This is a genomic window from Hoylesella shahii (genome assembly GCF_937990675.1).
Taxonomy (GTDB): domain Bacteria; phylum Bacteroidota; class Bacteroidia; order Bacteroidales; family Bacteroidaceae; genus Prevotella; species Prevotella shahii.
Map to the genome: position 1 here is coordinate 1 of NZ_CALKQY010000080.1, position 13418 is coordinate 13418.

General features: G+C 42.1%; 12 protein-coding genes. All 12 read left to right on the top strand.

Annotation, left to right across the window (positions count from 1 at the left end):
- A partial coding sequence (locus QME03_RS11400) for a phage tail tape measure protein (protein ID WP_281724431.1) occupies positions 1-3423 on the top strand: 3423 nt, incomplete at its 5' end.
- Positions 3420-5939 carry a hypothetical protein gene (locus QME03_RS11405; protein ID WP_281724432.1) on the top strand — a complete coding sequence of 840 codons (2520 nt, stop codon included), beginning with the start codon at positions 3420-3422 and terminating at the stop codon, positions 5937-5939. The genes QME03_RS11400 and QME03_RS11405, both read left to right, overlap by 4 nt.
- On the top strand, positions 5926-7068 hold the full coding sequence (locus QME03_RS11410; RefSeq protein WP_281724433.1) for a hypothetical protein: 1143 nt from the start codon (positions 5926-5928) through the stop codon (positions 7066-7068). The genes QME03_RS11405 and QME03_RS11410 overlap by 14 nt, the downstream gene beginning before the upstream one ends.
- A gap of 6 nt (positions 7069-7074) precedes the next feature.
- Entirely contained in the window at positions 7075-8574 is a 1500-nt protein-coding gene (locus tag QME03_RS11415) for a hypothetical protein (protein ID WP_281724434.1), read from the top strand.
- Between the two features lie 14 nt (positions 8575-8588).
- The gene (locus tag QME03_RS11420; RefSeq protein WP_281724435.1) at positions 8589-9101 is read left to right on the top strand and encodes a hypothetical protein; all 513 of its coding nucleotides are present in this window, start codon (positions 8589-8591) and stop codon (positions 9099-9101) included.
- An 83-nt stretch (positions 9102-9184) separates the two neighbouring features.
- On the top strand, positions 9185-9787 hold the full coding sequence (locus QME03_RS11425; protein WP_281724436.1) for a leucine-rich repeat domain-containing protein: 603 nt from the start codon (positions 9185-9187) through the stop codon (positions 9785-9787).
- Between the two features lie 3 nt (positions 9788-9790).
- Positions 9791-10312, top strand: a complete 522-nt coding sequence (locus tag QME03_RS11430) for a DUF4376 domain-containing protein (RefSeq protein WP_281724437.1) — start codon at positions 9791-9793, stop codon at positions 10310-10312.
- Position 10313: 1 nt separating this feature from the next.
- Complete coding sequence (locus tag QME03_RS11435) at positions 10314-10754, top strand: hypothetical protein (protein ID WP_281724438.1); 441 nt, start codon at positions 10314-10316, stop codon at positions 10752-10754.
- 329 nt (positions 10755-11083) lie between these two features.
- Positions 11084-11275: a hypothetical protein gene (locus QME03_RS11440; protein ID WP_281724439.1), complete on the top strand. Its 192-nt coding sequence runs from the start codon at positions 11084-11086 to the stop codon at positions 11273-11275.
- A complete protein-coding gene (locus tag QME03_RS11445; RefSeq protein WP_281724440.1) occupies positions 11272-11799 on the top strand; it encodes an N-acetylmuramoyl-L-alanine amidase in 528 nt (175 codons plus the stop codon). Before QME03_RS11440 ends, QME03_RS11445 begins: the two co-directional genes overlap by 4 nt.
- Positions 11800-11803: 4 nt before the next feature.
- On the top strand, positions 11804-12433 hold the full coding sequence (locus QME03_RS11450) for a DUF6549 family protein (protein ID WP_281724441.1): 630 nt from the start codon (positions 11804-11806) through the stop codon (positions 12431-12433).
- A gap of 307 nt (positions 12434-12740) precedes the next feature.
- A complete protein-coding gene (locus QME03_RS11455; RefSeq protein WP_281724442.1) occupies positions 12741-13268 on the top strand; it encodes a hypothetical protein in 528 nt (175 codons plus the stop codon).
- Positions 13269-13418: the final 150 nt, after the last annotated feature.

Consider the following 13418-nt stretch of genomic DNA (forward strand, 5'->3'; position numbering starts at 1 on the left):
CAATATTCTATCAATAAAATATACCTCAACGGCATGACACGCGCGGAGCGTGAACAGACCGAGGAGGGGCGCAAACTTGTAAAGCAAACGGCCGAGATTTACGAGGAAATGAAACGCTTACAGGAAGTGACAGGCAAACACCAGCTTAATGTTGGCAATTATGGCGATTTCGGCAAGCAATTCGAGAGCATAAGCGGCGGTGTTTCGGGGTATCAGGAAAAAATTAAATCCGCCCTAGGGCTGAACAATAAGTTTGGCGAAAGCCTTATCGAGGTGGGAAAGAGCGGCGGCGGCGTTAAGACCGCATTAGCCGCCATTGGTGACGGCGTTAAGGCGTTGGGGGCATCATTATTAACGTTGATGGCCAACCCCGTTTTTTTAGGTATTGCAGGAATAGCGGCAGCCGGCGCGGCCTTTAAGTGGTGGTACGACTATAACGCAGGCTTAGTAGAGGCCACTCGACTAACTAAGGAGTTCACGGGGCTAAGCGGCAAGGAACTAATTAGCGTGCGCAATGAGATACAGGCATGTGCGGATGTTATGGGACACGATTATAAAGATACCCTAGCATCTGTTGACGTGCTTATGTCTAATTTCGGTCTTAATGCAAAGCAAGCCCTAAAAGTTATTGAGGATGGTTATGCCAGTGGCGCGGACTTGTCGGGGGATATGCTCGACAAGATACAGAACTATTCGGCCACATTTCACGATGCGGGCATAAGTGCTAGCCAAATGGTGGCTATCTTATCGCAAACGCGCAGCGGCATTTTTAGTGATAAGGGCTTAGAGGTTATCACAATGGCGTCTAAGAAAATCCGTGAAATGAGTACGGCCACGCAGAGCGCAATGAAAGATATTGGCGTGGATGTCAACCAAGTTCAAAAAGACCTAGCCACAGGCGCACGCAATACGTTTGACGTTATACAGGAGGTTAGCACCAAGATGAAGAATTTTGGTGCTAACAGCGCGCAGGTAGGCGCAGTTCTAAAAAACGTATTCGGAAAGAACGGCGCGGATGCAGGCATAAAGTTAATTGAGCAGTTGGACACGATGACAACCAGTATAGACAAGGCCAAGGAGCAAACAGGCGAGTGGGGCAAAGCGCAAGAAGAGCAGATAAAGGCCACATCCGAACTTAACGATGCTATGAGCGCATTATTTGACGTTACGGACAAAGGATTTGAGGGCGTTGTCGACCAAGCCAAGCTAATTGCTACCAAGTGGTTAACGGCTATCGTTAAGGGCTGCATAGACCTTGTAAATTGGATTATCAACATATACAATAAAAGCCTAGCCGTTAGGTTGGCCGTGGCTAATGTTGTGGCGCAGTTCAAAATATTGTTTGAAGTCGGCCGATTGCTGAATAACCTTGTAATAGATATGTTTAAAGGGTTTGGCCGTCTGCTTGATGCGTTTGTTACGAGCGTTCAAAGCGCATTCAAGGCCGTAATGGGTGTGCTTGCAGGTTTCGGCGAAACAATGGAGGGTATTGTCAACTTCGATTTTGACAAGATAAAAAAAGGCGTGGATGGTATTCGTAATAGCATTACGAATGGCTTTAAGAATAGTCTTCTTAGCTTTGGAAAGGCCGTCAAACAAACTTCTGATGAAGTCAATAATGATGTTATAAGCGCAGGCAAGAATATTGGTAAGGCATTTATTGATGGTTTCAACTCTGCCACGAGCGGCAATAAATTGAATAACATTGCGCTACCACAATCGACAGCCACGAATGTAGAGCCAGAGAAAACAAAGACCATTACAGACTATACGCCGACAGGTAGCAATAAAAAGAAAGTGGACAAATCCGCCGAAAAGGCGGCCGCGGCGGCCGAAAGGGCGTATCAAGAAACGCTAGCCGCCAAACGTAAAGCGGAGGATGCAGAGTTAGACCTATTGGAAGAGGGCTATGACAAGCAGCGCAAGCGCACCGAATATTACTACACTCGACAAGTAGAGGACTTGCAGCACTCGTTAACGCTATTGAAGTCTACCGAGGTGCAGCGGCGCACGGATATTGCCAACACGATTGCGGCTTTGCAAGAAAAGCAAAACCAAGTGTTAAAGGATATGGAGGAAAAGCACGAAACGGATATGTTGAAAGTGCAGGCCGATGCCATTAAACTCCGCTTAGATGCCGTGAAGAAAGGCAGTGAGCAAGAACAGCAATTGAAGTTAGAGTTAATCGAGAATGAGCGGCAACAGGCACTAAAAGAAAATGCGGCCAAGCCGACAGACCAAAGACAAGATACTGGCGATATTAATGCGAAATTCGATGCAAAGCGCGGAGGTGTGGCCGATGAGTATATAAAGGCGCAATTAGCAATATTTGACCAACAACAAGCACTAGCAGATAGTGAATTTGAACTACTCAAAAATTCAGAGGAGCGCAAAACGCAATTTCGCTTACAGGCTGAAAAAGCGCGTTTGCAAAAGATTTTAGAGTTGAACAAAATTGCGGGTACTCAATTGTCAGATATTGAGATAGCCACCATTAATAACACAATTGAGAAGATAAACCAAGAGATAGGCGAGAGTAAGAGCAAGGAGCAAAGTGGCTCTATTTATGGCATGTTAGGGCTTAATTTGTCAGACGAACAAAAAGAAGCTATCGACACATCGCTAAACTATGCGTTGGATGCCCTTAACACATGGATAGCCGCAGAGGTGGCCGCCGCTGATGCAGAGGTAAAGCGCGCAGACAACAGGGTGAACAATGCCCAAAAGGTGTTAGATACCGAGCGCGAGGCACGTGCCAACGGATATGCCTCTAATGTGGAATATGCACAAAAAGAGTTAGATTTGGCGAAACGAAACCAAGAAAAGGCAATTAAAGAACAGCAGAAAGCCCAAAAGGCACAAGCAGCTATTCAAGCATTACAACAGATAGGAAACTTAGTAACAGCCACGTCAACAATATGGTCGCAATTAGGCTTTCCTTGGGCTATTCCAGCAATAGCCGTTATGTGGGGTTCGTTCGCTTTCGCCAAAATAAAGGCAATGCAAATGACACGTTCACAATCAGAGAGTTACGGCGAGGGTACTGTCGAGTTGTTGGAGGGCGGCTCACATCAGAGTGGAAACGATGTTGATTTAGGCACAAAAAAGGATGGAACGAAACGCAGAGCGGAGGGCGGCGAGTTTTTCGCAGTTATTAACAAACGCAATTCCAAACGTTATCGCAGGCTTATTCCTGATGTGATTAAATCGCTTAACAACGGCACGTTTGAGGAGAACTTTTCAAACGCATTCGCAGGCCGAGGGGTTGAAATAACGATGAAACAGAGCGAGCCGAATTTAAGCGAACTAAGCGACAACGTTCGGGGCATCCGTGAGCAGAACGAACGCAGGATTTACAACAATACGGACGGCTCAACCATTATTCAGTACAAGAATTTGACACGTAAAATTATAAGAAAATGATAAATCCAATATATAAGTTTTATCTACGATTGGGGACGGACGCAGTTGAACACGCGACCGCCCCAATTTATAAGGACGATTTGAGCATAGATTTCGAGCAAGAAAGCGGACAAAAGTTTTTTCGCAAAAAACTGAATGGCAAACTTACGTTCTTGCGAAAAGATTACGAATTGATAATGAATGCGCCATTTGATACAATCTACAACATCGTTATTAAGAAGTCTAACGATTTTGGCAAAACATGGACTAATTATTGGAATGGCAAGTTTATGCGCACCGATTGTGTTATAGATGAGTTCGATAAGGTGTTAAGCGTTCAACCCAGTATCATAGACGAGTACACAGACGTATTGGCAGGCTTAGAAAAAGAGTACAATCTTATTGAACTTGCCCCACACACTGAACACTTGTTATTAACAAAAAGGCCATTAATCCAAGTCTACAAGAAAGGCGATAAGTACGTTTCTTGTTTCCTTTCGGGGTCAAATTGGCAGCAGGAAGTAAAGCAGCGTGTGGACAATATCAACGAACTGATAAGGAAGTACAATTTTGCGAAAACTTACGAGAAAATAACGGCGGCCGTTTTTGGCGTGGGCTATGGGCAAGACACGTCAGAGTATCACGGCACTTATAATCTTACAGACACGCAGAATAACGGCAATAACACAACACACAAGTTAGTGAGGGTTGACGATGCAACATACACCATAGAGTTAAGCATAAACAGAGCGACAAATTTTAGCTACATCCGCGTTTTAAAAAATGGCGAAGTTAAATTTGAGCAACTCATATACTCTAATGTTGAGAATGATGGTGTACATAATGTTGGTAATAAGCCAAAGCCCGACCAATTTGTAACACATTCCGTTAAGGTCGAGATAAAGAACGTAAGTGTTTTTTCAAGGCTTTTGTTGGACAAAACAAAAATTCTAGATAAAGACACTTACCAAATTGCCGATGATGATTTAGTGGAGAATAATCGTAACTATCGTTACGCAATTGGCTACAATATGGGCAATATCGTTACCACGTCAAGGGGGAGCAAAGAGCCGACAGAGTACGGAAAGCGAGAAGATGGCCTATACTACATGCCGCCATATTATAGCGAAAAGTACTATCCAATTGGTAAAGATACGTGGGATATGCTTTCTTTTTGGTTCAAGTTCAAGTTTGAGGACAATCTTGCAGAGGAAGACGGCCGCGCGGATATTGAGTTAAAGGACGCCTATGAGTTGGGCAGTTGCATTGACGTTTTATTGCAAAAAGTTAGTGACGTGCGATTTGTGAGTGACGAAACATGCTCAAAGTTTCTTTATGGCGAGGTAAATCCGATTACAAGACAAGAACAAAGGTTGTTTATTACGCCAAAAAGTAACGTAATTGTAAGCGAATACCAAGACCCAGCGCAAAAAGCATTGTGTACATTACAAATGCTATTCAATATGCTGCGTGACACTTGTCGGTGCTATTGGTTTATTGAAGATAAAAAACTACACATTGAACACATTAGCTATTTCAATAATGGCGGAACTTACAACGGACAAGCACAGATAGGTTACGACTTAACGCAGTTGAAAAACGCGCGCAATGGTAAGCCGTGGAGTTTCGCACGTGGCGAATATTCATTTGACAAATTCGATATGGCCGAACGCTATCAATTTAAGTGGATGGATGATTGCACCGAGCCTTTTGATGGTTTCCCAATCGAAATAAAAAGCAATTACGTTCAAAAGGGTAAGATTGAAGAGGTTAATGTTGGTAATTTTTCGAGCGATGTGGACTTAATCATGTTAAACCCAAAGAACATAAGCAAGGACGGATTTGTCGTAATGGCAGCCGTACAGGCGACCGCCACGAAAAGCGACTATAACGGCTATTTCTTGCAGTATCAGAATAAGAAAGACGGGCGTGCAGATAAGAAATATCATATCAAAAAAGGCATTAGGGGGCATCGCATTAAACTGAAAATGTATGTAAAAAAACATGTGGAGAACGGAGTCGAGCAAGCTGGTCTTTGGTTGTCCCCTGTGTATTGTCGCGGTGATGATTATGAGGGTACATTAATTCGCTTATTTGCATCTAATGAATTGCAAGAAGTGTTAATTGACGTGCCAAAAGATGTAGATAGCATTATGTTCCATTGTTATGGGTGGATGTCCTTTGCCGTGGTCGATGCAAAAGTAGTCGATGGATTGCGCGAATTGCCTTTTTACGCGAAACAAATTGATAATGTTAAATATGCCTTGCAAAACGGCTATATGTCGTTTGTTTACTTGCAAGAAAAATTTTACAGATACGATTTACCTGCAAGGTTAATAATTATGAATAAAGAATACACGCACGCGATTAAAGTCGACAGGAAAAAGAAACAAACAATCAGTTTCCCAACTGGACTTTACGACCCAAACCCGCAGAAATTGGTAAAAACGTTACTAGGCAATGGGCAATTTGAAAAAATATCCGTAAATTTGTGTAGCAGGACGATTAAGGCAACTCTGAAATATGATACAGAATAATAATTTTACACCACTCGCTTTCCAAAAAGAAGAAGAGTGGTTGAACCATAACAAAAGCTATGCGTTTGGGGCAATATACAATTTGTTCAGCCCTAACAGCATGCTTTTGCCCTTTCAAATCGTAAGGCCACATCGAAACGACAATATAGGAAGTGTAGAATTATACACGCGCGATGGCGAGTTAGTAAGCGATATAACCAATGATATTATTTCTTTGGGTCTAGTTGTTAAGCCTTTCGAGTTGTATGGATATGACGTAATAGTATATCCAGCGTATCTGCCTTTGAACATCAACGTACCCCTAGGAATATTTTACATTAAAATATCCGATGGTGTGGACACGTGGTGTAGCGAAATGCTTACAAACGTGTCTTCTGTGGATGGCTATGTAAAGGTCGAATGGTGGGATAACGAGGATTTCTTATTGGAGGATGGCCGCATAGTTTATTCAGGGCTAAAATATCACAATGTGGTTTATCTTAATTCAAAGATTGGTAAGCCTGAATATAAGTTTGTCGAAGAGGGTGAAACGCGCGATGGCTACTTTTTCCCCGAAAAGCAACTATCTGAAAAAGTGTACAAATTCACTTTCATTGCGCCCGAATATCTGTGCGATGCCATGCGTTTCATTAGAATGGCCGATAACGTGCTAATCACTGATGAAGTAGGCCGTGAATACGATTGCGATACGTTCTTAATGTCGACCAAATGGCAGACACAAGGAGATTTGGCAAGTGTTGAGGTTGAATTTGAAACGGCCACGATTGCAAAAAAAATAGGTAGTTTCCAAACCGTTTTGAAAGGTGGTGATTTTAATGGCGATTTCAACAACGATTTCAGCACGGATAACGGCGTTAGCATGGCAAATGTTATATTGGAATTTAGCGTGTACAAGAATGATTTTGCAAGAATTTCCGCAGATACTTCGTTAGTGTACGATGTCAAGGTAACGGCCGATGTTTACTTAATAAATGGTGAAGTAGTGCCGATTGTCGGAGTTATACCAGCGGGGCAGAGCGTGGCACTGGTGACAAACGACAAGTTAGAAACTATCAATTATTTCGACAACATGCAGGTCGAGAAGTTGAATAATGTAGACAATACGAATTACATTATAAAACAAAAATAAGAAGATATGAATAAGTACGATGTTTTAAAGAATGCCATTAAGAATGTTATCAAGAATAACGGACGGCAGGAAATAACGGGAGATATATTACAAAACATCCTAGTGAGATTTGTTGACACATTCGGCAGTGACTACAATATTAAAGGTTTGGCCGATGCTAACCAAATGCCCGACACCTCGGCAAAGTGCATTTATTTCGCAACCGAAAGCGGAAGTTACCGCAATTATGGTGGGTTAGAATTGCATAAGGGTGAGGTGGCCATGTTAGTCTTTGATGGCGGCGGATGGAACAAAGTATTGCTAGTAGACACAAGCGGCTTTGTTTCCTCTGAATACGTTTCAGAAATTAACGTGAGCGCACTTAACGCCGATAGTTCCTTTGAGTTGGCCGCCGCAATTGCGAAAGTGCCGCCAACTTACAGAAAGGGCGGTTTGACGATAAAATTTATTGAAAAATCGTCTAACGAATATGTGATGTATTACAATAAAAATGGTAGTTGGAGTGCTGATGTTAATGATTGGGTAAATCTCCAATCTACGAAAAAAACTACAATGACAATCGAGGAGCTTAAAACGTTTCCCTCGTCTGTGGAAGAAGCTGTTAAGTTCTTGAAGAACAACAAAGATGCAAGTATTGTTGTACTAAGCAAATACGGCCGCGCTGTTGGAACATTAAGCATATACGGCAATTTAAGCAGTTTTACTTTTATTGAAGTCTTTGAAACACAACTAAAAGTAAAGGGTGGCTACAATAGTAGTGAAATTAATGGTAGTCCGCGCAGGTATTGGCGATATTATGGCTTAGATAACTATGGAGGTGGTGTAGTTAATCGTGGCGAGTGGTCTGAATGGTCTGAAATGGTAAGTAAGCCATTTGAAATATTACAATCGCGCTTAGGAAGTGTGGTAGACGTATATAATGGCTCACCCAATGGTGGTGTAACTACAATTGATAGGGTATTGCGCCAAATTGGCGACAGCTATGAGTTTAGGAACAAGGTAATGCTTATTAGTCTTGTTAATGAAGTTACGAACAAACGCACATTATATTATTGTAATGCCGACACTTTTTCAAACAACGAAAGCGATTGGGTGGAAGTTGGTAAGGGCGGCAATTTTGACGAACTCGTAAATGATGCAAAAAGGAAGATACAGGAGGCCGTTGACCACGCAAAAACTATCCAAAAAGGAGAAAAAGGCGACAAGGGCGACACTGGTTGGCTAAGACTTGTCAACCACGGCACAGCCGACACAACATTTGCGCTCACGCCTAATGCAATGCACGTTTGGGGGCAAGTGGCTCAACTAAGATTAACGCTAGGCGCGGCAGTTCCTAACATTGTTAATGAATACGCTTTTGAGTTCCAATCGCCTGCCACGCCTACTAATTTATCATTGCCCGCTACATTGAAGTGGTACAACAATTATGTTACGCCAGTTCGCGCGAACAAACGCTACCAAGCTAGCATCGTCAATAACGTTATTATCATGGGGGAGGTTGAGTAATGCACAGGCGGATAATGATGATGAGGAACGACCTCGATATGTTGTGTGTTGATGGTGTTAATTATTCGGTACAGCCCGATAACGAGATATGGTACACCACCACCGATAATAACAAGTCGGATAACGCGGCCATATTGAATAATTACGGAGGTGACAGGGATATTAAGATATTGGCACATGTATTTGAAGATGGTGTTTGGAAAGTAAAGGCAGACAGGCCAATACAGAGAATACCCGAAAATTACATAAAATATGCGCCAACAATAGTTTCAATATCATTACCTAAATCGGTATTTCATTGTGGTGCATGGTCAATGGGATTAAATCGTACTGCGCAATATTCACCTAACTTGCAAACCATTATATTGGCTAGTGTGATAACGTCTTTTAATAGTGGTTTTGCACCATTTGCTTGCGGAGATTTAAATATATATGTTCCACGTGGAAAGAAAGCCGAATTTATCGCAACGAAAATCTTAGAAAAAACTCCAACAAACAAAGTCTTTGAATGGGGTAGGGTTAAATAAAAGAAAGGGTAAAAGTATGATAAGAATGTTATTTGTTTTGCTCCTTAGTCTGTTAACGAATGTAAACGGGGGGGGGTAAAAATATGAGTTTGACAAGGCTAAGATTTATGCGACAAGCATGGGGAGAACAAGAAATGCACTTTGCAGACCCTCACGCACAGATGGTTTTTAAAGATAGGTTAGAAAATCTATCTATTAATAATATACGCTCAATAGAGCGGATGCCGAGCGCGAATAAAACATTAACAGGTGGCTTGTTTATCGGTTCAACGGAACTAAGAAGTTTTGAAGAAATAAAATACTTTACAGGCTTGAAGTATATTATAAAGGACTTCTATAATTGCCCAAATCTAGGAGGTACAATTACCATTCCAAGTAGTCTAATTGAAATTAGTGGAGCATCAATTTACAAAACCGGATTAACAGGAATTGAATTTCTTGCACAAAACTTTAAATGGGGGCATGGTGCAATTTGGGAATGTAAAAACTTGAAGTGGGTAAAAATGCACTCCATTGAAGTTCCACAGAAGAATGCTCCAAACAACCAGTATTTGTTTGATTTTGCATTAGTAAACAACACGTGGAAATTGTATGTACCGGACGGAAGTGTTGAGAAATATCGTACAGACCATAATTTCCAAAATCTAGGTGACAGAATTAGGCCAATGAGCGAATTTAAAGAATAAGTTATGAGATACGTAGATGATAAGGGCAGCTTTGCCCCAAAAGCAATTGAGTTAGATGGCATGTTGGTTTTAAACCCAACGGCCGAGCAGTACGAAAAAGCAGGCTACACACAATTTGTTGAGCCTATGCAGACCGTAGAAGACGAGTTAAGAAAGGCTATTGCCGCCAAGATTGAAGAGATAAGAGAGTATGACAAATCGACAGAGGTCAACTCTTTTTCTCTCGATGGCTTTAACGCGTGGATAAACCGCGAAGACCGCATTGGCACGCGCAAGGCCATAGAGTTGATTAAAGCAAGTGGCAAACAAGATTGTGAAATATGGTTGCAAGGTGTCCAGCTGAAAGTAAATTGCGACTTGGCTTTGAGGTTGTTGGATGAAGTAGGCCGTTACGCCTATGATGCCTACAATTGCACACAATCGCACATCCACGCAGTTAGCTTGTTAAAGTCGGTCGAGGAAGTCAACAATTACGACTACAAGAAAGGTTATCCGAAGAAACTCGAACTAAAAACAACTTTGTAACATGGCGATAGCGAGTGCGATTATACTAAGTGCATATCTTATCATTATGGCACTTTCTTACGGCGTTAAAAAGTACGTAAGTGACAATTATTATATAGGTAAGTGGCCGTGGGCGTTTTCCACGGCCATAGCCGTAAGCGGTGGACTATTATTGCCGCCTATGCTCGACAAGGGTGGAAGTGTTCAATTTCTAGCGTTGTTCGCCGTGTTTGGCCTTATGATGGTGGCAATATCGCCACACTACAAGGTAGAGAGGATGCACAGCGTAGGGGCGATTATTGCACTAGTGTGCGGCATGGGATGGGCGTTATCTTTTCACCCAATTCCAATAATAGGCATTATCGCGCTATGGTGCATATACTACATATTGAAATTGCCTAGGCCGTATTACATTGGTGAAGTAACAGCGTTTGCAATAATATACGTAACTACAATACTATAATTATGTTTGATAAGATTTTCACGTTAGAACAAGTGCGGCTACTGATAGTTAGCACCATTGCGCCAATATTGGCGTACTACACAGCCACTAGTACGTACATATACGCGCTAGTGTTGGTTTTTGGGTTCAACATTTGGGCAGGCATGCGAGCGGACGGCGTGGCCATTAAGCGATGCCGCAATTTCTCGTTTAGCAAGTTCAAGAACGCGCTAGGCGAATTATTGCTATATGTAACAATCATATACGTAATATATACGGTTATGAGTTTACAGGGTGATAAAAATGTGTCCTTAATTGTCGTTAAAACTCTAAGCTACATATTTGAATATGTGTACATACAGAATGCGTTCAGAAACTTAGTTATCGCTTATCCGCGCCGAATGGTGTTACACATCATATACCACGTTATCCGCTTTGAGTTTACACGCGCATTGCCGGCACATGTTAAGGAGATAATTGAGCGGTACGAGCGTGAACACCCCGAAGAAGTAGAATTTGACAAAAAGAATAAAGTAAAATGAGCAGAGAAGAATTAGAAAAATACATTAAGACGGCGCAATGCGGCCGCCAAATAAAGTATCTTATCGTGCATTGTACGGCCACGCGCGCAAACGTAGTGGCCAACGTGCGTGTTATTGACGAGTGGCACAAGGCGCGCGATTTCCACAAGCAGCGAATGAGCGGCCATTATTGCGGCTATCACTTCGTTATAGCGCAGGATGGCTCGATAGAGGTGGGCAGGTATCTTAACGAGATAGGCGCGCACACGCCTAACTACAATACGCCAAGCATTGGAATATGTTACGCGGGCGGCCTTGATGCGCAAGGCAGGCCAGCCGATACGCGTACGCCCGAACAAAAGGCCGCCTTAGAGTGGCTTTTAACGCAACTGGTAGCGCGTTTTCCAAATGTTCAGAAAATCGCAGGTCACCGCGATTTCAGCCCCGACAAGAATGGAAACGGAATTATTGACAAATGGGAGTATTTGAAAGATTGCCCCTGTTTCAACGCAATTCCCGAATACAAGCACCTCCTTAAAAAGTAAAGTTATGGCTAAAATCAAAAAATATATCTATTTAATTGCTGTGGTGGTCTTGATTGGCCTTATCGTGGCAAATTGTATTGGTTGGCGGCTAGCAGGCCGATACAAGCAAAAAGAAAGCATGCAGCGTGCTAATGTCGGTGCGCTTATGCAAAGCGTGGAGCGTTACAAGGTCAATGACAGCCTTAACGCGGTGCGTGTGCATGGCTTAACGCTTACGATTGAGGACTTGAAAAAGTATCGCCCCGATGATGTCGAGTTAGCCAAAGAAATGGACGTTAAAAACAAACATCTAGGAAGTGTTACGCACATGAATACGCGCACTACTACTAGAATAGTCACACGCGTGCGTGACAGTATAGTGTATATTCATGGTGATACGATTTACAAGGTAGACACTTTGCGATGTTTTTCGGCCGCCAATAAGTGGTTTTTGCTAGATGGTTGTATTAATAATAAAGGCCAGTTTGTCGGCGCGCTCCAAACGTACGATAAGTTACGGATAATCGAAGAAGTGCGATACAAGCGATTTCTATTTTGGCGGACGAATAAAATCAAAAGTCGAAAGGTGAACGCGGTTAGTGACAATCCAAATACAACAATTACCGATATAGAGTTCATACAATTGATTAAGTAATTTCATATTATTTGTTTTTTGAGGTTAGTAAGTACCATACAATTGGTTTAGGTGGCAGGGTGTCGAGAGATACTCTGCCATTTTTTGCATTAATACGTGGCCAGTTTTTAAAAGTGTAGTAGTAAGCTTTATTGTTTTGGTTAAACGAAGTTAAAAACACTGCAAATCTAAAATATTATGCCCGAAAGTTTTGGTAATTCAGTTTTTCTTTGTACCTTTGCAATGTGATTAATAAACAACACAACTGATACGGCAGTTTCCGTAAAAATAAAAAAGGTGGGTTCACACCAAAACAACGATTAAAAAGATGAAAAGTTTTGATTTCGTAAAATTGGCAGAAGAGAACAATTTGCAACTAGTAGAGGTAACACAGGGTTCAAACGGCTATCCTAGGGGAATATACAAAGCCATTGTAGGCTTTGAAAATTTCAAAGATGCCGAGGAAATGGCCGAAAAGAATGGCCTAGAAATAGTAACATTGCGCAGCCGTGATGGCTGGCAGTTCTTTGAGAACCTAGGCCGCACATATTCGCCATTTGACGAATATGACGTTTACCCAACGGACGAATACGACCACTATACAAGCATATCCTTTGATGATTTTTGCGCGCAAGAAGACGTACAAGGCACATTAGCCACGGCAGGCGACTTCGATGAAATGCTTGCCATGCTCGAAAACTACAAAGATATTTTCGAGCAAATAGAGGGCTTGGAAGATGGCGAAGTAGTCGTTATCCACCGCGAAAGCGGAGAGGGTGAAATAGTCAAAAAGGAGTATTGCCACTATCATTACGATGTTTGGCAGTACGGGATAGCTCTCGTAGAAAAGGCATAATAACAAAAGCCCCTATATTGGTAAAACGATATGGGGGCTTTATTTTGTTGTGTAATAAGAAAAATATAACAACAAGGCTAAAAATAATGCGCAAAAGTTCTGGTAATTCAAATAAAAGTAGTACCTTTGCATTGTGTTAAGGTTGACACG